Below are 19,141 nucleotides of genomic sequence, written 5' to 3' on the forward strand. Positions count from 1 at the left end.
GGGGTATGATCCTGACCAATGATGAAGATATCGCTAAGAAAGTGAATTCGGCGATCTTCCCCGGCATTCAGGGCGGCCCGCTGATGCATGTCATCGCTGGTAAGGCCGTGGCCTTTGGCGAAGCCCTGCGGCCCGAGTTCAAAACCTATATCAGCCAAGTCATCACCAACGCGCAAGCGCTGTCGGACCAGCTGATCAAGGGCGGTCTGGACACGGTGACCCACGGCACTGACACCCATGTGGTACTGGTCGACCTGCGCCCCAAAGGCGTGAAGGGCAACGCGACCGAAAAGGCTCTGGGCCGGGCCCATATCACCTGCAACAAGAACGGTGTGCCGTTTGACCCCGAAAAGCCGACCATTACCTCGGGCATCCGTCTGGGCTCACCCGCCGGCACCACCCGCGGCTTTGGCGAGGTCGAATTCCGCCAGATCGCCGACTGGATCATCGAAGTGGTCGACGGCCTGGCCGCCAATGGCGAAGACGGCAACGGCGCTGTCGAAGCCAAGGTCAAAGCCGAAGTCGCAGACCTCTGCGCCCGCTTCCCAATCTATCCGAACTTGTAATCTGGGCGTAGAGATCAGAAACGGCTCCTGAGATACCCCCCCTGACTGGGGTTGATGATGATCTCATTTCACGGCTGGTAATGCCCTGCATCTTGCACAATAGCGCCTTGAGGATACCCTCAGGGCGCTATTGCTTTAACATTTGTCAGGATGAGCGGTCTCGTTAGGTGTCCCCGAAATCCACAGTGCTTCGCGCCTCTAACGCCCTTCTCGTCTGATCTAGACTTTTTAGTTGACTTGCCGGGCTCGGTGGAATCGCAAGGATTAGGCTGACGGCGGCCTCCTCAAGAACAAACGCTAGAGGGGAATTTTGAGAAGAAAACACAGATATAAAACCCCAAAAAACGATCTGTTTGTAATGACCTGTCGAGTACTGTTGATTGGGTCACTGCAATGCGGCTGACGCGACTGTGAGCAGCTTCGCGAAGCCTTTGTCCAGGTTCTCTTTTCCTATGAGGTTCAAATTTTCTTGCAAAAGTACCTCCACTGCTTCTGCTCCACCTCTGGGATTGCGATCGATTGTTATTAATGCGAGTTCATAGAGCCCTATCCGGGCGACGAAGTCATATTCTTCTCCCGCCGCTTCCATTTTTTCTTTCTGTGAAAGATAGAATGCGACCCCTTCCTTGGGCTCTCCTTGCAGAGCGTGATAGATTAACTTTGAGAAAACCATGGCACCATAGCCATATTCTACAGGGTCATATTGCTCGAAAGCATCGAGAAACCTGTCACTGTTGTGGTCCGCGAGATACATAAGAACTTCCCAAGGCGCAGTTTCGGTTAGCTCACCAGAATCTTCAAAACCTTGAGCCGCGTTGCGGAGTTCTTCTACGGAAAGATCGTAGTAAAGTTGCATTTGAAAGACGCTATCCGATGTATAGAATTCGTCTTCACCTACCCATTCTTCGAATTTCGCGCGATATTCTTCAGCTTTGTCGAAATTGCGCGCATACGCGGCCATGCGCATAGGATCGGCAAATTGACGAGGGCGTTCTGGCTTGCCATATTTCTGTCGCACCTCAAAAACGTCCTCAGGATCGTCGTGTAGAATTGCGAAAGAAAGCGCCAGGTGGAAAGGGTCGAAGAGATAGAGACCACCCGGGTCCAAGACATCAAATTCCGCGAAATCGGACAGCAGCTCTCTCGAAAGCCCGTCATAGGCGGCTTTCGCAGGCATGAAAGAAAACTTCTTGTAAAGCTCAATCTCTTCTGCCGAGGCTTCACTAATGTCTCTTCCCGCGATTTCCATTTCGAAATGGAGATCTTCAAAGCAATCTCGGTTCTTTACGCATGTAAGAGTTTCTTCCACCCAGGTTTTGTGCCGTTCCTGCGCGTCTTGCTGAGCTATGACTTCTTCCACTTCAGGCATAATTCGATCACGCTCTGCCTGAAGAACAGCTGGGCTGATGTCTCCGACAGCCTGGCCGGTGATCAGCATAACTGCCAAGTTTGAGCTGGGGTGTTCCTCGGCGATCTCATCGAATTTTTCCAAAGCAAAATCGATCTTTTCAAGCTTTTCGAGAGGTGGCATTTCCTCGGTGATAGACTTGTACGATTTCACCGCTTCGACAAACAGGGCGTTTGCTTCTTCGTCGCCAGCGTAGGATGCTGAGCTGAAGCAGAAAAGCGCAACAGAAGTGACAAAACTCAAAATTCTCATTTGATGTCCTTTTCAACTGCTTGAGTTCCAATCAACACACAACTTCAGAACAGCCCGTCCTAAGCTGATCGCATTGAGCAAACGTGTGTGTCAGATGTTTTGGGGACTCTGGAGACCACAAGGAATCACAAAGAAAAGAAAACAAAAAACTCTCCAGAGAACCAACTGCTTCAAAACGTTATTGAAATGAACAATTGTTTCAAGAAAAAATCAGGGCTTGTTTCGAGGGCGACAGCACAATGCCCAATGTGGTCTCTGGGTATTGCAGCACCACTTTTTCTTTTCGATCAATATCCGTGCTTCGCGCTGGTGCAGAATAGTTCACCATTAAGCAACGGTGCCGGAGCCGCGTTCACAGCCGACAATCCGTAACCCAAGGTCAGATCAAGCCACGCCACCACAGAAAGATCAGCAACAGCGCCGTCAGTGCCAGCAAGTTGAAGGCCAACCCACCCAGCATCCCAAGGAACCAGCCCCATCTGCGGTCGGCCAGATTGATCGCGCTGAGATGTCCTTGCACAACCTCTGACGCGCGGATCAGCTTGGGTGTGTCCAGTACCTGCCTCAGCTTGGGATGCGCGGCCATCGCCTCGGACCGCGCCAACACCATTGCTTGTTTGTAGACCCGTCGCGGCAGGCGTCGCTTGGCTTTTCGGATCGAAGCCTCAAGCGTTTTGTCCCGCACGCCAAGCTTGGCCCGCAGCAAGGCTACGGTCTCGGCAATCCGGGTTTGAATGTCTGTGTCCTGCGGCATGGAACCTCCTGCCGCGGCAATCTAGCGTCTGGTTCAAAGACCTACAATGGGGCTGGTCGTCAGCAGTGCGCGCGGGTATCACTCGGGACATGCTGAATACAATTGTACATGGCGAACCAACCGCCCTTCCGCCGCTTATCATTGCTCATGGCCTGTATGGATCCGCCCGCAACTGGGGTGTGATTGCCAAACGGCTTTCGGACGAGCGGCAGGTCGTGGCGGTGGATATGCGCAATCACGCCCGCAGCCTGTGGGACCCTCAGCATGACTATCCGCATCTGGCGCAGGACATCGCCGAAGTGATCGAACAGTTCGGCGGCATGGCCGATGTGCTGGGGCATTCGATGGGCGGCAAGGCTGCGATGACGCTGGCGCTGCATCACGGGTCATTGATGAACAAGCTGGTGGTCGCAGACATTGCGCCAGTAAAATACACGCACAGTCAGATAGAGTTCATCGAGGCCATGCGGGCGGTTGACTTTTCACGCATCGAACGCCGGTCAGACGCTGAACAACAGCTTGCCGAGCAGGGCGTCGAGAAGGCGCTGCAGAGCTTCTTTACCCAGTCTCTGGATATCAACGGGAAACGCTGGTTGCTGAATCTGGATGTTTTGGCGGACCAGATGCCAAATATCATGGGGTTTCCCGATCTGGATGCCTCGTGGAACGGGCCCGCGCTGTTTTTGTCCGGTGGGACATCAGATTACGTTCTGCCTGAGCATCGTGACAAAATCCGCGCGCTGTTCCCCGGCGCACGGTTTGCAAAAATCCCCGGAGCCGGTCATTGGCTGCACGCCGAGAAACCGCGTGAATTTGAAGCGGCTGTCAGAACGTTTCTGAACGCTTGATCATGCGCCCTGATACAGCCGCTTGGCAACCATCCACGATGCCGGGGCGGCAATCACGGCCCCTGCTGCCGCGGCACCGACAATCGCGCTGACTGAATCCATACCGGCAGACAAAACGGCGATCACGGCCGAACCCGAGAGGGCGGTTGCGATCAGTGAATACAGCATAGCGGCAAGGCGAAACATGGCCGGAATTCCTTTTGATGACTTCCGGCCAAATATCACACGATTCGAATGTGTTTCGCTTTGATTTGGGTCAGATGCGAAACGCCCGTATGTCAGGCGCTTACAAGCTCGCCGCCCCCGTTCACCCAATCCACCAAGCCGCCAAGGTTGTAGACTTGCTGGTATCCCATGTCTTTCAACAGCTTGCCAGCCAACGCCGCGCGTCCACCCGAAGCGCAATGCAAGATGATAGGGCGGTCTTTGCGCAATTCCGGATCGTGGGATTGCAGCGTGTCATCTGCCCGGAATTCCAGCATCCCGCGCGGGATATGATGTGCACCTGCGGCGCGGCCAGTGGCTTGCAGTTCCGCCGCATCCCGAATGTCCAGAAGCAGCCCGCCCTGCTCTAGAATGGTCTTCGCCTGCGCTGTATCAATCCGCGCAACCACCGCATTGGCGGCCGCCATCATGTCTTTGACCGTTACCGGCATGTGTGTACTCCTTCACCTGTTCCGGCAAAGGGTAACATGCAAAAATTGGAAGGTGTAGCCGTGACCTCAATGCTCACGAAATGCGCGAGACATGCTGTCTGACACTGGTTTCGCGATATAGGCGGCAAAGGTCCTCTCTTCAGTCTGGATCATGATTTCTGCGGGCATCCCGGGCGTTGGGATAAAGCCGCTGACACGTTGCAGTTCATCCGGAGTAAGGGAAATACGTGCCAGATACACTTCTTGAGGGCTGCCTGTGGTCTGTTCAGGCAAAGCGTCAGCAGAAATATAGAAAACCTCTCCATACAAAACCGGGGTCGTGCGTTGGTTCAACGCGATCAGACGCACCGAGGCCGTCTGCCCTGTAATCACGCTGTCGATTTCCGTACGAGGAATCTGCGCTTCGATGATCAGGGGGGCATCGGCAGGCAGGATCTCGGCAATGGGTTCGCCTGTTTCAATAACACCGCCCGGCGTGTGGTAGTGCAGCCGCACGACTGTACCGGTAACTGGGGCCCGGACAACCGCCCGGTCCAGAACGCTGCGGGCCTGACGGGATTTTTCACGCACGCTTTCCAGATCGGCTTCGATCACGCCCAACTCATCCAGCGCAGCTTCACGATAGGCAGATCGGGTGCGCATGATCTGCTCTTCGTATTTCAACAGCATCTGGTTGATCTCGGCGGCTTCGGCCTGCAAGCGCGCCTGTTGTCCTTCGGCCTCGGCCTGAACGCGACGGATCGTGTTGAGCTCACCCTTGCGGACCAACCCCTTTTCGTAAAGTTGGCTCTTGGCCTCGTATTCTTCCTGCAAAATCTCGGCGCGCCGCATCATGCTGTCCAACTGAGCCTCAAAGCCGCTGGACCGGATTTTCAACGCTTCCATGTTCCGCTCAAGCAATGCGACATCATTCAGCAACGTCTTGCGCGACACGTCAAAACTGAGCTTTTGCCCGTCGAGAATAGCCATGACCTCGACATCATCGGATGCCTCGACAAGATCAGGGGAAAACACAAGTCGGTCGCGTTCACCGTATTCGGCCAGCAGCCGTTGGGTCATGGCTTGCAGGCGCAGTTTGCGGATGAACAGCTCGCGCTCATTAGCTTGTGCCGAGGTTTGGTCCAACGTCATCAGCACTTGCCCGGCCTGAACCGACTGACCTTCGACCACCTTGATATCTTCAATGATGCCGCCTTCAAGATGCTGAACGATCTTGTTGCGACCGGTGGCCACAAAGCTGCCCTGTGCAATCACCGCAGCCGCCAAAGGGGCGCTGAAGGACCAGACCCCAAAACCGCCAAAGCACACCAGAAGCATGATCAGCCCGATGGCAATCAGCCGGTTGATCGAGCGCGGAACCTCGGCATACCAAAGCTGAGGTTCATCGGCAGAATTCTTCACAGGTACGAGGTCATTCATGGTCAGCCCCCCTGCTGGCCTTCAATTCCGGTTTGTTTGCGCGGCGCGTTGATCTGTTGCAGAACCTGATCGCGCTGCCCGAACAGGGCCACGCGCCCATCGGTCAGCAGCATGATCTTGTCGACCACGTTCAACAGCGTCGGTTTCTGCGTTATAACGACCACGGTGATCTTGCTTTCGCGCGCCTGTTCAATCGCTCGGGCAAGCGCTTTGTCACCGGCCACATCGAGGTTCGAGTTTGGCTCATCCAGCACAACCATTCTCGGGTTGCCGAAGAACGCCCGCGCCAGCGCTATGCGTTGTTTTTGCCCACCGGACAAAGGCGCGCCATCTGCGGCGACCACCGTCTCATACCCTTGCGGCAAGGTCGCGATCATGTTGTGAACATCGGCCAAAACGGCAGCGTCGTGGATTTGTTCGTCGGTCGCATCGGCCCGCATCCGACCAATGTTGTCCTTGATCGTGCCGGGGAACAGTTGGACATCCTGCGGCAGGTAGCCGATGCTTTCCCCAAACTGGCGTGGATCCCAGTTGCGAATATCCATCAGGTCCAGCCGCACACTGCCCGAAGTCGGCAGGATAGACCCCACTAATGTTTTCCCCAGCGTCGTCTTCCCCGCACCGGAGTTGCCGATAATGGCCAACGTTTCTCCAGGTATCAGCGAGAATGTGATCCCGTTCAAAACCACCCGTTTGGTCCCACCGGGCACATACAGCAGGCGTTCAACATCCAAACGGCCTTCGGGGCGCGGCAGGCGCAGTTTTTCGTATTGCAAGGCCGAGGTCGACAGCAACGCTTTGATCCGGCTGTAGGCCCCACGTGTCAGCAAATAGCTGTTCCAGCCTTCAATCGAACCTTCGATGGGCGCAAAGGCACGACCTGCAATGATCGAGGCGGCAATCACCATCCCGCCGGTGATCTCTCCTTGCAGGGCCAGATAGGCGCCCCAGCCCAGAATACCGATTTGGGTCAGCAGCCTGACAGCGCGCGAAACCGCGGCGAAGATCACATTGCGGTCCTGTGCGCGCACCTGCCAAGTCAAAGACTGAGCGGTGTCCCTGCCCCAGATCCGCACGGCTTCGGGGATCATGGCCAGCGCGTTGATGATCTGGCTGTTGCGTGACATCGAATCCAGATGCTGGTTCGCCAGCGACTGCGCCTTGTTGGCCTCGGCAAAAGGTTTGGCTGTCATTTTCTGGTTGATCAGGGCAATCGTCATCAACAGTAGCGCGGTCACGACGACGATCATGCCCAACTGCGGATGCACCAGGAAAATCATCAGGATAAACAAAGGCGCGAAAGGGACATCCAAGAATGAGATCAGAGTACCCGACACCAGAAAACCACGCAGTTGCTGCAAATCGCCTAATGTCTGGTATTCGCGCCCGTTGCCATGCAGAGACGCATGGGCCGCCGCGCTGAGCACAGGTGCGCCCAAGCGGGCTGCCACTTCAACCCCGGTGCGCATCAGCATGAACCGGCGCACCGCGTCAAAGGCCGATTGAAAGATCACCGCGCCTGCAACGATTGCGGTCAGCATGATCAATGTGTCCAATGACCGGCTGGTCAGAACGCGATCACTGATCTGAAACAGGTAAATCGGGATCGCCAGGATCAGGATGTTGGTGGCGCAAGTCAGAACCAGCACAAAAGCAAGGTTGCGCCAGATCGCGCGGATCGACACCTGCAAGGTACGCTGAAAATCCTCGGGCGGGGTACGCTTGTGAAAGGTTTGGGGTGGCCCTTTGCCATCACCGCCGCCGGTCTGATTTTGCGGCAGTGGCTGGTTCGCCTTGGCCTCGATCGTGGTGCCCATGCGGTTTTCGCCGGCTGCGCGCGCAGAGGGGGCCTTACGCGCAGTCGTTTCCTCGGCGGTTACCTGATCGGGGCCGTCAGCATCGGCCACCCCATTGCCGCCACCCGTTGGGTCTTTGTCTTGTGCGGGCTGCGGCTGCACGCGCCGATGGGGAGGATCAGCGCGCCGTTGTTCCTGTGAGTGGTGTTGGTCCTCGGCGTGTTTCAGTTTCTCAGTTTTCTCTAACTGTTTTTCATCTGGGTTTGGTACGCGCATCTGCTCTGTCAGATGCAGACGCGGTGCGATTTTGGGCCTTTCAGGTGCGGGTTTCACCCTTGCACCAAGATTTTGGCTTTGCGGCCTTCCTCCGCCCTGTCTGTCCAGGGGGCTGGATAAGTAAGGGCGGCGCGACGTGAATACGATCGACATCTACTAACCTTTTGGTCACTCGGTAAAAAAACAGGAAAATCAGGCCAACACGGATTGCAGGCCGTCGTCGTTGGTCGTGGTATCTGTTGCCGGAGTGGTCAAGGCCAACGCAGCATCCGGCTGCGCGACACTCATATCGCTCATTATGGCGGCGATGGCTTCGTTGGTCATTGCCGTTATGTCTTCATTCGTGGGCATATCCAGCAGACTGGCCTGATGCAGTAGCAAATCCGAATATGCTCCGTTTGCAGCCATGATCGTCGAGTCCACACCCATTTTGGTCACACTCGCGCTGTTCAGCAAAGCGTTGCTGCCCGCCACCACCTCTGTCTGGGACGCATCAGGGCCAGACAGCTCGACGTCGTCCTGATCCTGCATCACGGTGGTCTGTTCAACAACGTTCACCTGCACCAGATCTCCATCGATCTTCAGAACACGTATCTGCTCCATCCCGGCGAAATTGGGGTCATTCAACAAGGCATCTTCAAGCGCAGCTATGTCGTCATCAGCCAGCGCCATGGTGTTGGACATCTCTTGAGACATGTCCTGATACGTGTCTTCCCCAACTGTTTTGACAGAGGCCTCGTTCATCACCAGGTTTTCATCATCCCCGGCCCCATCCTCATCCGCTGCCGGGTCCATTCCGCCGGTGACAACATCGTCATCCAGTAACACGATGGTCTGGTTGACAACGTCCACCGAGATCATGTTTCCGTCGATGATAATCACATCATAGTAATTGCCCAGTTGGATAAGATCCGAGACGTTGTACATCTCGTTATCGCCCAGCGCGTACAGGGTCGACGACGCCGAAATCTCGGTCTGAATCTGGTCGATATCTGTAGCATCGATATCCTGCTTGATGAAATTCGCAACCACCAGATCGCCCTGAACATGGTCCACGATAATTATCGGTGCCGCAGCCGCAGCGCCGGATGTTGCTCCAAGCCAAGGTGCCGTTTTGGATTCGACCTCGATTTGCGAAGTCTGCACGATGTTGGTGCCACTCCCCGTTCCCGGTGCACCTTGATCCCAGTCGGATACAACAGCAACCTGACTAATGGCCGTCAGGCTGACCGCTTGCCCCCCAACAGCAATAATCGGAGCATCCACCCAAGCCACAGTTGCCGCCATTGCATTGATCGCAACGTTGCCACCAGTCACAACCAGGTGCCCGTCGTCGAAATCGGGATCTTTTGACTGATCCCATTCATCGGGATACGGCAGCTCGGCCGTATCTTCTGTGTCATCAGGCTGATGATACTCGGGGAGCAGATCTTTCCATTCCGGAGCGTCCGTAACGTATTCGCCGTTGACGATCACACCCATCGCATCGTCGCCGTGGAATTGGTGCACCGTCACGCCTTCAATGTCCGAGATAACCGGGTTCGCCATCTGTTCGGCCAGCGCTTCAAGCATTTCGGTGGATTGGTAGTCCGCGAGTGAAAATGATGGTGCAGCAACAGCGTGAAGCGACAGAGCCATATCCAGCATCTGCTCGCCCTGGGCCATCAGCACCTCTGGATCCCGGAAGTCGCCCTCGCCCACAACGTCGTTGTCGCGCATGTAGACGCTCTGCACCGTAACGGTCACAGCCGAACCCAAAGGCACAGTTTCCGGCGGCAGAATGATCAGTTGGACAAAGGAGGACGAACCAGCCTCAACCGTTTCGACTTCTGGCACATACCGCACAGGTTCGTCAGTACCGTCGATAACAATCACCGCTTCCGCAACCGGACCGGCGGGCGCGTTCGGCAGCGGCAATTCAGGATCAGAGGGCTGGAAATTGTAGGGCAGAGCTTTGTACTCGCCCGCAGGAATATCAAGGTCTGCTTTGATGTTGATCGAGGCCGGATCCTCCAGCCCTTCGATTTCGGCCTTGCGCCTCAGAGCAGTAAATTCTTCGTACTGATCCCTCAGCCGAGACTGTTCGATCGTAAGTTCAAAAGTTCCAACAAAATGCGCAATCGTCTCAGAAATACTGTCAAGGGCCATGTCGGTTTCCTTTATACCCGCGGCGGCCAAAATTTCCGCTTTGGGTTCAGTTGGGCCGAGGCCGCGCTTGACGGCCTCGGCAGGTTTCAAAAGACATACGGGGCCCGAAAATGCGGGCCCCGCTGTTTGACTTAGGTGTCAGTGTCGTCGCTTGCGTACGAGGACGTCATCGAACCGCCAACCATGGTCGTGTCGACCGAGTTACCAAGCACGTTGGCACCCATGACAATAGATTGGTTGAAGGCCGAAGTATCGACGACCGCCGCGGCCGAGGCGTAGGATTCGCCGGTCACGATGCCATCGCCACCGTTGTTTGCGCCCCAATTGCCGCCCGTGCCGCCTGCGCCACCGTCGCCCGAATAGGCTCCGGCTGCACTGCCGCCCGTGATGGTGCCACCCATGGTGTCACCCGAGGTTGCGCTGCCCATCGAGGCTCCGCTGGTTCCGCCGTTTGCGGCTGAGGCACCACCGGCCCCACCGTTGCCCGAATCGGCCGAACCCGTCGCGTCGCCAGATCCGGTCGACGTCGAGTCGTTGTCGGAACTACCGGCGCCACCATATCCGGCAATCGCTTCGGCCAGGCTGTCCGCGGCACCATTTGTATCCGCGTCACCAAAGACATCCGCAGCACCACCATCGCCGGCGGTATTGGCTGCATCTGCAGAACCCGCACCGCTGCCACTGGAGGTAGACGTCGGCGTATTGCTGCCGCCTGCGCCGCCGTCACCGTCAGCCGCTGATGTACCGGATCCCATCGCATCTGCTGCGCCGTCGGCCATATTTGAACCGCCGTCACCGCCGCTGCCATCGGTGGCCTGCGAATTGCTGGCCGAACCATTCACATCGCCTGGGCTCTGGTCGATATCAGGGCCGCTTGCCGACTGGTCGCCAACGCCCTGAGCGTCAGATGTTGCGTCTGCGGTTCCGCCGGAACCGTCGCCGCCAGAGCCGTCGCCAGCCGTTCCGTCACCGCCGTCGCCATCTCCGCCAGTTCCGTCGCCGCCGGTTCCATCACCGCCTTCGCCGGGTTCGGCATCAATCATGCCAAGCTCTTCCTGCAGCTCCATGATTGCAGCTTCAAGCAATGCAGCAAAACCACCTTCACCGTCACCGCCAGTGCCGTCACCACCGGTTCCATCACCGCCGGTTCCGTCACCGCCTGTGCCGTCGCCGCCAGTTCCGTCGCCGCCGTCACCATCAGCTGAACTGTCCGCACCGCTGTCTGCAGTGCCATCCGCTGTGTTGTCGCCTGCGGTGGCATCATTGGCTTCGGTGTCGCTGTCACTGCTGTTGGAAGCTGAACCTTCGGTCGCAGCGCTGCCGTCACCGCCATCCGCTCCGGACGCATCCGTTGCGTTGTCGGCCGTGCCAGTACCAGTTCCGGTCGAGTCGGAGTCGCTGTCTCCACCATCTGCGAAACCTGTGGAGCTTGCGCCGGACAGACCCAGACCCAGGCCTAAGCCAAACGAGTCCGCGCTGCCGCCAGCGCCGCCGGTTCCGTCACCGTCTACGCTTGTGCTGCCGTCGTTGTCCGAAGAGGCCGAGTTGTCAGCATCACCGCCATTACCGCCCGAGCTGTCGCCGGTCGAGCTGGCGTCGGATGTGCCCATGCCCATACTTGCATTGGACGCGTCACCCGAAGATCCACCGTCTCCACCTGCCGAGTCTGCATCAGCGCTACCGGTGTCACCACCTGCGGCCCATGCATGGCTGCCAAGTGTTGATGAGTTTGCCGAACCGCCTACTGTGGTTCCTCCGTCACCCGAGGTTCCGCCGTCTGCGTTTGCCCGGATACCTTCAGCAGCTGTCGCTGTACCGCCATTGGCGTCGCCATACTGGTAGAAGCCCGAATTATTCGCAACGCTCGCTGACTCCAGCGTGTCATCATCGCTTAGGCTGGCAACCTGGTTGTTGACTGACGACATCGCCGTACCGGCACCATCCATTGAGATGTCCAGATTCATGTCATCGCCGGGATCATAGGTCAGATCACGGCCTGCGGTGATTACATCGCCAACCGTCGCCGAATCCCCAAGATCCAGGTCGACCTGATCGTCATCACGCGGAATCCACTCGCCGCCACCAAAATCAATATTGATGGCATTGTTGTTCGAGTTGTCGTTGCTGTCATCACCAGCATCCAACGTCTGAGACTGATCTTGTGCCTGATCCTGACCTTGGTCCTGACCCTGATCCTGACCTTGGTCTTGGCCCTGTTCCTGACCCTGGTCCTGACCTTGGTCTTGATCCTGGCCCTGATCGTTAGAGTTGTCGACAGTCTGGTCTTGCTGCTGCTGTTGCGCTGTCAGATCGGCCTCGACAAAGGCTTCTTCCACAGGAATTTCAACATTGACCGGAGCATCCAGATTTTCGACGTTAATTTCATCGACGGTCGTTACATTGGTATTATTTACATTACGTCTCATAACAAAATCCCATTTCTGGAACGCCAGACCGCCATTCATCTACAAAGCGGCAACAGGCGCGGTTGAAACAAAAAACCACACGCAGCGAAACAAGCGCTGAATGCGGTGTACATTTACTTATTCGAGGCCACCTCCTTTCCCGGCTAAGCCGAAAACGTGACCCCCAAATCAATGCTATAATACGCTGAGGGCGATCACGTCAGGGATAGTTGCTTCTGAAATTGAAGCCCGGCCATGTTCGCAGCGTCGTCAGCCCGCGCCTAGCTGATTGAAAGTATTATGTTACGTAATTATTTGATAAATTTTGATATTTTCTGGAATCGCACCAAATCGAACCCATTCCTGACTAAAGTTCTAGATCTAAAAATCGTCAAAAAATAAACACAATTGTTTCCATTGCTTACACAAAATCTAGCGAAAAAACCTAATCAATAGTTCTATATCTACCAAGTCGGATCTGCATCGTCTGGTTGTAGATATTCAAAACTTACGGTATAATAAAAAGGATATAATTCCTTGATTAGTTAACATATTTTACCCGGGTTCTATTTTATTTTAGCACTAATTTCCGGTTACGCCTGTTTTGTAGGGGGCAATAATGAGTAAGTCTTTGCAGAATGAAACTGCCAATGTTGACACTTATTCCGAAGATTTATCGATAGTCTTTGTTGGGAAAGAACTGTTCTACTCCAATCAAACGCTCAGAAGTGTTCAGACCGAATTTGGCGTGCACGCAGAACGGTTCGAGAGCCTTGACGCGATGCGTGAGCACGCGCCGACCGGTAACAAGATTGTCGTTGTCGACCAAATGATGATCGAAGATCTGCTGTCGCGTCCCAATGCTTATACCGACTCAACAGGTGCTGGTTGTCTCGCATTTGCCTATCGCAAAGAAGACCTCGCCCGCCGCTTGTTTCAAGGCTGGGATCGGGCGCGATTGGGTGAGATCGGTTTTCTGCCAATGAATGTTGCACCCGATGCGTGGCGCGCGATCTTGAGATTACTGATGCATGAAGAGTTGTATTTGCCGAGTTTTCTGGCTGACTGCGTCCCCGCGCCATCCCAAAGCATCACCCCGGCTGCAATCCAAGCGCCGTTGGCTGCTCCGAATGGCGTCGACAGACATGCCCGTTATTCGAAACTAACCCGTCGTGAAAAACAGGTGCTGCAACTTGTTTCGCAGGGCAAAAGCAACAAGCTGATCGCAGCCAAGCTGGGGATAACGGAACACACAGTCAAACTGCACATGCACAATGTGGTTGGCAAGATTGGCGTTAGCAACCGAACCGCGGCGGCGCATTTCTATTTTGAGGTCGCGCCTCACGCGGCGCAGCAGTCAGCCCTTGACTGACACGTTCGAAACCCGGTTCGACCGCCTGATCTTGTTAGTTGGCAGGTTGAACTACATGTGGACCAATACGGAAAGCCTGTTGATCCACCTGATAGCGGGCCTGACGGGGGCATCCAAAGACGTTTCTGTGATCATCTTTCTGACGCTGAACACCACCCGCGCCCGAATCGATCTGGTCGAGCGGCTGGCCAAGATGGAGGGACGGTCGCCGCAAATCCGCGACCCGATCCTTGCACATACACAACGCCTGTCAAAGCTGTCGGGCATCCGCAACAAATACAACCATTGTATCTATTCCTTCGACCCTGAAAGCGGCAATCCAAAGACCATTCTGATGCGGATCGCGGATCGCAAAACCGACATCAAACTTGGTCGCGAAGATACCGTGGATGACGACGCCTTACGTGAGATTGAGCGGGTCGTTGATCAGCTGTCCGTGGCAAACAAGGACATTTGGAAGTTGATTCAAGACCTGGGGTATCCAGTTTAGGTCAAGCTAGCGTGACCGGCTCCTATGCACCTACAGTAAAACGGATTGCTGAATAGGGTCAGTGTGGTGCGGGCGGTGGGACTCGAACCCACACGGGCATACGCCCTTCAGATTTTAAGTCTGATATGTCTACCATTCCATCACGCCCGCACGGCGCGGCCCATTTGGGCTATGCAGTTTCCTTACAATCACAACAGGATGAGAACAATGCGCTTTGATGCAAATGAGGCCGGTAATGTGATCAGCGGCCCAGTCCCAAGCCACACACGCCCTTTTGCATAACAAGGGAGAGGCACTGCCCCTCCCCGCTGGAAGGTCTCACATACCAAGTGCTTCTTTGTACATCTCCAACACAGCCTCTTCTTCGGCAATGTCGTCCTTGTCACGCTTGCGCAGCGCGATCACTTTACGCATGACCTTGGTGTCGTATCCCCGCGCTTTGGCTTCGGCCATGACTTCTTTCTGCTGTTCGGCCAGGTCTTTTTTTTCCGCATCCAGACGTTCGAACCGTTCGATGAACTGGCGCAGCTCGCCTGCGGTCACGCGATAGTTGGCGGCGGCCTGATCTTCGGTGATGTCTTCCATTTGCGTCTCTCCCAAAGGCTGAAAATCTGATGCAAGATGCCGGATACAGTGCTGTCGCCCGGGTCGCAAGCACCCAATCCTCAGACGCACTTGTGCGACCTGATCTGATCCTTTAAGCGCGGGGTCAGTTCACGACGAGATGTGGGGAACCATGTTTGAATTCATCACCTGGGGCGGAGCAGCCCTGTCCCTTGCCGGGCTTTGCGGGCTTGTCTGGTGTATTCTACGCGTGATGAAAGCGCGCAAGGCCGGTTTGTCGGATGACGAATTGCGTGCGGTTGTTCAGGGCGTTCTGCCCTGGAACCTGGCCTCTTTGTTCTTGTCTGTGATTGGATTGATGCTGGTCATCCTCGGGATATCCTTCGGATGACCGCCTAAGTCAGATCGGCAGGTTATCGAACTGTGCTTCCATCGCGTCTTCGCACAAAGCCGCATCCAGTCGCCGCAATCTCGACGGCACGTGCATACCCTGCTGTCGCATACGATCGACAACCTTGCTTACACTCGGTTGCAGCGCCAATCGCGTGTCCAAACACGCACCTTGTAGCTTTTGTTCAAGCTGTTCTGCTTCGGAATACAGATTAGTAGCTGTCATAACCATCCTCCCAAGTGTTGCCAGTATCCCTCATATAGGTAACGGGAATAAGACCCGCAGATATTAACCTGAATCTGTGCGGGATTTTGCCTGAGGTAATCGTAATTTCGGCAATTCGGCGCAGATGGGTTAAAGTTTAAGCCATTTTAATCGAACCTGCCTTGACGGGCATCAAATTCAGATTGGCAGTTGTGTCACATTCCAAAATACATATATGATGTATGCAACCGAAACGGAGGACAATATGACGCCCACAGTGAAAGCGTTTTTCGACGATCAAACCTTTACGGTGTCTTACGTTGTTCACGAACCACAAGGGCGCGCATGCGCCATTATCGATAGCGTTCTGGATTTTGATCATGCTTCGGGCCGGACGGCGACAACCTCTGCAAATCAGATCATCGACTATGCGCGCGCGCTCGACCTCAAGGTTGATTGGATTCTGGAAAGCCACGTTCACGCCGATCACCTGTCTGCAGCCCCCTATCTGCAACAGGAACTGGGCGGCAAGATCGGGATTGGAGCCCAGATCGTTACTATTCAGGAAACCTTCGGTAAGGTCTTCAATGAAGGGACCGAATTCCAGCGCGATGGCAGCCAGTTCGATGCGTTGTTCTCGGAAGGCGACAGTTTCCACATCGGCCAGATGCGCGGAGACGTGCTGCACACCCCAGGTCACACGCCTGCCTGTCTGACCTATGTGATCGGCGACGCAGCCTTTGTGGGCGACACGCTGTTCATGCCCGATTTTGGAACAGCACGGTGCGATTTCCCCGGCGGCTCATCGGCGACCCTTTACGAGTCGATCCAGAAAATTCTAGCCCTGCCAGATGAGACACGAATCTACGTGGGCCACGACTACAAGGCCCCAGGTCGCGACGAATATGCGTGGGAAACAACGGTCGGCGAGCAAAAGGCTCTGAATGTACACATCGGACAAGGCCGCAGCATCGAAGAATTTGTGGAAATGCGCGACGCACGCGATGCGACACTGGCCATGCCACGCCTGATCCTGCCTTCTTTGCAAGTCAATATGCGCGCGGGACAAATGCCCCCGGCAGATGAAGAAGGGGATGTTTTTCTGAAACTGCCGATCAACAAGCTCTGACGCGGGCGAATAAAGGGAAAAACCTCATGAATATAGAGTGGCTCATGGGCCTGATCGGCGGTTTACTGATTGGTCTGGGCGGCGCGGTTTACCTGCTTGGAAATGGCCGGATCATGGGCGCAAGCGGCATCCTGGGCGGCCTTGTCGACGGCAGCGCCCGTGACACGAAGGCTGAGAAGTTGGTCTTTGTTGCTGGCCTGATCGGTATGCCGTTTCTGTTGCGCCCGCTGATCGCACCCGAGGTTCAGACAAATCTTACCAGCAACTTGATCCTTGTCGTCATCGCCGGGTTGCTGGTTGGCGTTGGCACACGCATCGCCAATGGCTGCACGTCTGGTCACGGGGTTTGCGGCATTTCTCGGTTATCACTGCGCGGGATCGTGGCGACCGTTTTCTATATTCTAGCCGGGGGCGTGACGCTCGTTCTTCTGCGTCACATGTGGGGCCTGATCTGATGCGCCTTTTCATTGCTTTTCTTGCCGGATCACTCTTCGGTGCCGGATTGTTGATTTCAGGCATGACCGACACGACAAAGGTTCAAGGATGGCTGGATGTATTCGGCAACTGGGACCCGACTTTGGCCTTTGTGATGGGTGGGGCGATTTTGCCGATGCTGGTCGCGTGGCGTTTTGCAGCAGGACGCAAGGCTTTGACCGGAAACGAATTTCCACCCCCTGCAAAGCCCGAAGTTGATCGAAGACTGGTTGTGGGCTCTGTTCTGTTCGGAATGGGCTGGGGGTTGGTTGGGCTTTGCCCCGGCCCAGCCATGGCGTCGCTGAGCTATGGCGGACTGGGCGGCGTTGCCTTTCTGGTTGCGATGGCGGCAGGCATGTTCGTTGCCCCAACCTTTGGCGCACAACTGGACAGAGCGGCGAACGCGGCCTAAGGAATTGGCATGGAGATTCGACCGATCACCCCCCGCTATGCCGTATCCCCGCAGATCACGGTTGAAGATGTACCAGCAATAGCCGCCGCCGGCTTTGTAAAGGTGATCTGCAACCGCCCCAATGTCGAGGTTCCGCCTGTAATGCAGTCCGACGCAATCGGTGATGCCGTGCGTGCTGCGGGACTGGAATATGAAGTGCTGGAACTGACCCATCAGACGATGACGCCTGAGAACGTGAAGCTGCAGCGGGAAATGGCCGAAAGCTGTGGTGGACCGGTTTTGGCCTACTGCGCGTCGGGCACGCGATGTTCCGTTGTTTGGGCTTTGGGGCAATGCAACCAAATGAGTACAGATGAAATCCTGAACGCGACGACGAATGCAGGGTATCAGTTGGAAAATTTGCGACCTGCTTTGGACAGTCTTCGCAGCAAACTGGGATAAACCTGTTGCGTTACTCCTTGCCCTGCCCTGATTCAGGCGCATTCAGCCCGGCCAGTTGAGAGATTTCGGCCACCATCCGTTCAGAGTCATCCAGGATCAGATCTTCTGAAAGGCTACCTCCCATCTCAGTCATGGGCACCGGGGGCGTGATTTCTGTCACGTTGGCCATCGGTTCATCAAAACTGTCCTGTGAATGGATCCCTCCGCGGCTTTCAATAAACTGATGGGCTTCAGTTCCGCTTAGCGCTGGTAGCGCAGCATGTTCGTTCAAGCGTACAGCTCGCAAACCTCCGCACTGGCCCAAGCGACCAACACCTGCCCGCGTGCGTTCGATCGTCAGGATCTCGGTTCGGTCCAAACGCGCCCCACGCAGGGGCAGGACGTCGCCAGTTTGCATAGCGGTCAGCGTAGACAACGGCACGGTCATCCGACACAAAGCTGCGTTCAAATCGGCTTTCACCACACCCGAGGATTGCTCAAGTCGCGGACCTGTGTGCTCCGGGTCCTCCTCAGCTATGTCAGTCACAGCTGGGGATTCTGGCACAAAGACCGAGATATGCCCTTGCCGTATCCCATTGGCCAAATCGACGGTCAGATCAAAGACGCGATACGCTTCTTCCGTCAGGGCCAGCGACAGCTCCCGCAGGTTTGCAGCGCGCGATGCATACTCATGACCGTCAACGCAAACCTGCTCTGCTGTCGGGTCAATCAGGCCGGCAGATCGGGTCAGAGCTGCTTCGATCAGAGGCGCAGACATGGCGGCATCTGTGTCTGTAAATCCCCGTGGAAACGGATCGTCCGGCAAGACCTCTCCGATCGTTTGGGTTTGAACGATGGCGGACACCAGATGCGGGTCAAGGCAAGCCGCCAAACGCCCCCCAGGCCCGTCAAACACCAGCAACAGCCAATCCGGGCCAATCGCTTCAACCAGATCCTCGGCAGACCGGCTGGATTGCTTAGCCCCTATCACTGCAAGCGATAAATTTGCGCGGTCGTTTGCGGCCCGCGCAAACCCCAGGCGCAGCGCCCGCAGAACCGAGCGCGGACGGTCACCCAGATCTTTCTGACCAACGGTCAACTTTCGTGCCAAAGCGGCATTGACGGTTTCTGACATGACGCCGATCACCAATTGTTCC

Annotated in this window: 20 protein-coding genes and 1 tRNA gene; 9 read left to right on the top strand and 12 right to left on the bottom strand. The window is 55.8% G+C overall.

Annotated features, from left to right (window positions below):
- Window positions 1-566, top strand: a 566-nt coding sequence (locus tag ACR0EV_RS15885) for a PLP-dependent aminotransferase family protein (RefSeq protein WP_480800977.1), incomplete at its 5' end; no start/stop codon positions are given.
- A gap of 385 nt (window positions 567-951) precedes the next feature.
- Here the strand turns inward: ACR0EV_RS15885 and ACR0EV_RS15890 are convergent.
- Together ACR0EV_RS15890 and ACR0EV_RS15895 are read right to left on the bottom strand one after the other, a co-directional pair.
- Entirely contained in the window at window positions 952-2,226 is a 1,275-nt protein-coding gene (locus tag ACR0EV_RS15890) for a hypothetical protein (RefSeq protein WP_480800978.1), read from the bottom strand.
- 379 nt (window positions 2,227-2,605) lie between these two features.
- Window positions 2,606-2,980 carry a hypothetical protein gene (locus tag ACR0EV_RS15895; protein WP_480800979.1) on the bottom strand — a complete coding sequence of 125 codons (375 nt, stop codon included), beginning with the start codon at window positions 2,978-2,980 and terminating at the stop codon, window positions 2,606-2,608.
- Between the two features lie 89 nt (window positions 2,981-3,069).
- On the opposite strand from ACR0EV_RS15895, the gene ACR0EV_RS15900 reads away from it, so the two are divergent.
- Window positions 3,070-3,828 (top strand): alpha/beta fold hydrolase, encoded by a 759-nt coding sequence (locus ACR0EV_RS15900; RefSeq protein WP_480800980.1) that lies wholly within the window; start codon window positions 3,070-3,072, stop codon window positions 3,826-3,828.
- On the opposite strand, the gene ACR0EV_RS15905 is transcribed toward ACR0EV_RS15900, so the two are convergent.
- From ACR0EV_RS15905 to ACR0EV_RS15930, 6 genes are all read right to left on the bottom strand, one after another.
- A complete protein-coding gene (locus ACR0EV_RS15905; RefSeq protein WP_480800981.1) occupies window positions 3,829-4,014 on the bottom strand; it encodes a hypothetical protein in 186 nt (61 codons plus the stop codon).
- Window positions 4,015-4,106: 92 nt separating this feature from the next.
- On the bottom strand, window positions 4,107-4,484 hold the full coding sequence (locus ACR0EV_RS15910; protein WP_171647494.1) for a rhodanese-like domain-containing protein: 378 nt from the start codon (window positions 4,482-4,484) through the stop codon (window positions 4,107-4,109).
- A 66-nt stretch (window positions 4,485-4,550) separates the two neighbouring features.
- Window positions 4,551-5,903, bottom strand: coding sequence for an HlyD family type I secretion periplasmic adaptor subunit (locus ACR0EV_RS15915; protein ID WP_171093958.1), 1,353 nt, complete (start codon window positions 5,901-5,903; stop codon window positions 4,551-4,553).
- A gap of 2 nt (window positions 5,904-5,905) precedes the next feature.
- Entirely contained in the window at window positions 5,906-8,128 is a 2,223-nt protein-coding gene (locus ACR0EV_RS15920) for a type I secretion system permease/ATPase (RefSeq protein WP_480800982.1), read from the bottom strand.
- Window positions 8,129-8,167: 39 nt separating this feature from the next.
- The gene (locus tag ACR0EV_RS15925; protein ID WP_480800983.1) at window positions 8,168-10,123 is read right to left on the bottom strand and encodes a type I secretion protein; all 1,956 of its coding nucleotides are present in this window, start codon (window positions 10,121-10,123) and stop codon (window positions 8,168-8,170) included.
- Window positions 10,124-10,254: 131 nt separating this feature from the next.
- The gene (locus ACR0EV_RS15930; protein WP_480800984.1) at window positions 10,255-12,549 is read right to left on the bottom strand and encodes a hypothetical protein; all 2,295 of its coding nucleotides are present in this window, start codon (window positions 12,547-12,549) and stop codon (window positions 10,255-10,257) included.
- Between the two features lie 598 nt (window positions 12,550-13,147).
- Between ACR0EV_RS15930 and ACR0EV_RS15935 the strand changes: the two genes are divergently transcribed.
- Together ACR0EV_RS15935 and ACR0EV_RS15940 are read left to right on the top strand one after the other, a co-directional pair.
- Window positions 13,148-13,900, top strand: coding sequence for a helix-turn-helix transcriptional regulator (locus tag ACR0EV_RS15935; protein WP_480800985.1), 753 nt, complete (start codon window positions 13,148-13,150; stop codon window positions 13,898-13,900).
- A complete protein-coding gene (locus ACR0EV_RS15940; RefSeq protein WP_480800986.1) occupies window positions 13,893-14,390 on the top strand; it encodes a hypothetical protein in 498 nt (165 codons plus the stop codon). The genes ACR0EV_RS15935 and ACR0EV_RS15940 overlap by 8 nt, the downstream gene beginning before the upstream one ends.
- Window positions 14,391-14,454: 64 nt before the next feature.
- Here the strand turns inward: ACR0EV_RS15940 and ACR0EV_RS15945 are convergent.
- Window positions 14,455-14,540, bottom strand: a tRNA-Leu gene (locus ACR0EV_RS15945).
- A gap of 168 nt (window positions 14,541-14,708) precedes the next feature.
- Window positions 14,709-14,975: a DUF2312 domain-containing protein gene (locus ACR0EV_RS15950; RefSeq protein WP_171177687.1), complete on the bottom strand. Its 267-nt coding sequence runs from the start codon at window positions 14,973-14,975 to the stop codon at window positions 14,709-14,711.
- Between the two features lie 151 nt (window positions 14,976-15,126).
- On the opposite strand from ACR0EV_RS15950, the gene ACR0EV_RS15955 reads away from it, so the two are divergent.
- The gene (locus ACR0EV_RS15955) at window positions 15,127-15,345 is read left to right on the top strand and encodes a hypothetical protein (protein ID WP_480800987.1); all 219 of its coding nucleotides are present in this window, start codon (window positions 15,127-15,129) and stop codon (window positions 15,343-15,345) included.
- 9 nt (window positions 15,346-15,354) lie between these two features.
- Here the strand turns inward: ACR0EV_RS15955 and ACR0EV_RS15960 are convergent, their stop codons facing one another.
- Window positions 15,355-15,570, bottom strand: a complete 216-nt coding sequence (locus ACR0EV_RS15960) for a hypothetical protein (protein WP_171093981.1) — start codon at window positions 15,568-15,570, stop codon at window positions 15,355-15,357.
- Window positions 15,571-15,814: 244 nt separating this feature from the next.
- Here ACR0EV_RS15960 and ACR0EV_RS15965 point away from each other — a divergent pair, with 244 nt between their 5' ends.
- From ACR0EV_RS15965 to ACR0EV_RS15980, 4 genes are read left to right on the top strand one after another with little or no spacing between them, the layout of a single operon-like run.
- Window positions 15,815-16,678 carry an MBL fold metallo-hydrolase gene (locus ACR0EV_RS15965; RefSeq protein ID WP_480800988.1) on the top strand — a complete coding sequence of 288 codons (864 nt, stop codon included), beginning with the start codon at window positions 15,815-15,817 and terminating at the stop codon, window positions 16,676-16,678.
- Window positions 16,679-16,704: 26 nt separating this feature from the next.
- The gene (locus ACR0EV_RS15970) at window positions 16,705-17,133 is read left to right on the top strand and encodes a YeeE/YedE family protein (protein ID WP_480800989.1); all 429 of its coding nucleotides are present in this window, start codon (window positions 16,705-16,707) and stop codon (window positions 17,131-17,133) included.
- A complete protein-coding gene (locus ACR0EV_RS15975; RefSeq protein ID WP_480800990.1) occupies window positions 17,133-17,564 on the top strand; it encodes a DUF6691 family protein in 432 nt (143 codons plus the stop codon). The genes ACR0EV_RS15970 and ACR0EV_RS15975 overlap by 1 nt, the downstream gene beginning before the upstream one ends.
- A 9-nt stretch (window positions 17,565-17,573) precedes the next feature.
- Window positions 17,574-18,005 (top strand): protein tyrosine phosphatase family protein, encoded by a 432-nt coding sequence (locus ACR0EV_RS15980; protein ID WP_480800991.1) that lies wholly within the window; start codon window positions 17,574-17,576, stop codon window positions 18,003-18,005.
- Between the two features lie 10 nt (window positions 18,006-18,015).
- Here ACR0EV_RS15980 and ACR0EV_RS15985 read toward each other — a convergent pair whose 3' ends face one another.
- Window positions 18,016-19,119: a FliM/FliN family flagellar motor C-terminal domain-containing protein gene (locus ACR0EV_RS15985; protein ID WP_480800992.1), complete on the bottom strand. Its 1,104-nt coding sequence runs from the start codon at window positions 19,117-19,119 to the stop codon at window positions 18,016-18,018.
- Between the last annotated feature and the right edge of the window lie 22 nt (window positions 19,120-19,141).

The sequence above is a fragment of the Ruegeria sp. CF8 genome, from assembly GCF_056537285.1.